This window comes from Streptosporangium sp. NPDC051023 (assembly GCF_040689595.1).
GTDB lineage: Bacteria > Actinomycetota > Actinomycetes > Streptosporangiales > Streptosporangiaceae > Streptosporangium.
This window is the reverse complement of the sequence record NZ_JBFBCE010000234.1, coordinates 1-1,511: the sequence shown is the minus strand read 5'-3', so window position 1 is coordinate 1,511 and position 1,511 is coordinate 1. Positions and strand designations below refer to the sequence as shown.

The 1,511-nt window shown below is 68.6% G+C and carries 2 protein-coding genes; one reads left to right on the top strand and one right to left on the bottom strand.

Going from position 1 to position 1,511, the window contains the following annotated elements; all coding sequences use genetic code 11:
- Nucleotides 1–56: 56 nt before the first annotated feature.
- Nucleotides 57–938: a replication initiator gene (locus AB0395_RS48365; protein WP_366295143.1), complete on the bottom strand. Its 882-nt coding sequence runs from the start codon at nt 936–938 to the stop codon at nt 57–59.
- On the opposite strand from AB0395_RS48365, the gene AB0395_RS48360 reads away from it, so the two are divergent.
- Nucleotides 888–1,421, top strand: a complete 534-nt coding sequence (locus AB0395_RS48360) for an XRE family transcriptional regulator (protein ID WP_366295141.1) — start codon at nt 888–890, stop codon at nt 1,419–1,421. The genes AB0395_RS48365 and AB0395_RS48360 overlap by 51 nt on opposite strands.
- The last annotated feature ends 90 nt before the right edge of the window (nt 1,422–1,511 follow it).

Below are 1,511 nucleotides of genomic sequence, written 5' to 3'. Positions count from 1 at the left end.
CACTCCTGCGGAAACGGGTCCTACTCGCATGATCACGAGCACTCACCGTCACCCCATCACGAAAATCTTGCCAGACCCGAGAAGTGGCCGCGGAACCCGAGCATGTGGGCCCACTGGGTCAGCCGCAGGTCGGCGTATTCGTCGAGGTCGCCCAGGCGCATGCATTCGGCGATCAGGCGGCGCGGGTGGTCGCGCAGGTCGAAGGCTTCCAGGTCGTCGAGGGGGTTGATGCGCCGGTCCAGGGTGCCGACGCATTCGGCGGCCTTGGTGGCGTACTTGGCGATGTAACCGGCCACCGCCTGGTCCGACAGTTCACCGTCCAGGGTGATCTCACGGACGTCGAGCTGCCGCCCCCACCGCAGGATCCGGGCGGGTTCGTCGGCGGTGGCGGGAGTGGTCGCGGTGGCCGCGTGGGCGGCGTGCCGTACGGCATCGGCCAGCACCTCGGCCGTGGCCCAGGCCGGAGGCGGAGAATTCGGCCCGTCGGGGCCGTCGAGGCGGATCACGGCGTGGAAGTGCACCACCCCGCGCCGCTGGTACTCGGCGACCTTGGCGAAGGAGATTGTGCACTGGGCACGCAGCTCCCGCAGCGTCAGGCCCGTGGCTTTGGCGACGCGGCGGCGCAGGGCGTCGGTGAAGTACTTCCACAGTTGCGGGGCCAGGGCGTTGAACAGCACGCTGCCGGTGTAGTCGTAGCAGTCCGGGCACAAAGGTTCGCCCAGGCAGGACTCCTCGGCCCCGTGGCGGGTGGTGCAGGACATCACCTGCCCGTGCGGGCAGGTCTCGGCGTCCCGGCGAGCATGGCAGGGCAGCGGCTTGCCATTCTTCTCCCGCCGGGTGTGCACGGTGCCGAAGGAGGGGGCGGTGAGGGTGACGAACAGGCACGGGTGCGCGGTGACGGAGACCGGGACGCCCTCGCCGTCGCCGACCTCCTCCACGTCGACGAAAACGACCTATGGCCCGAAAGCGCCCGCCGACGCCCGCCACTGTCGACCGAGATCAAGGCCGTCTACCCGCACCGCTGGGCCGTACCGGCCAACGTCTGGCGCACCTTCTTCGAGTCCGCCCAGACCGAGATCGGCATCCTCGTCTACAGCGGCCTGTTCCTCGCCGAAGACGCCGGACTGCTCCGCATACTGACCCAGCGGGCCGCCGCCGGAGTACGGGTACGCATCCTGCTCGGCGACTCCACCAGCCCCCACGTCGCCACCCGCGGAGTAGGCGAAGGCGTCGGAGGCGACGTCATGGTCTCCAGAACCAGGAACGCCCTCACCCTCTACCAGCCTCTCCAGACCGTCGACGGGATCGAGATCCGGCTGCACGACACGATCCTGTACAACTCCATCTACCGCGCCGACAACGACCTACTGGTCAACCTGCACATCTACGGCACCCGTGCTCCCGAAGCCCCCGTCATCTAGTGCTGTGACCGGAAACGATCACCGGGTTGGGTGAGCGTCTCAAGCTGCCGGTGCGAGTGGACGGCCGCCCCAGCGGATGCCTTTCTCGCT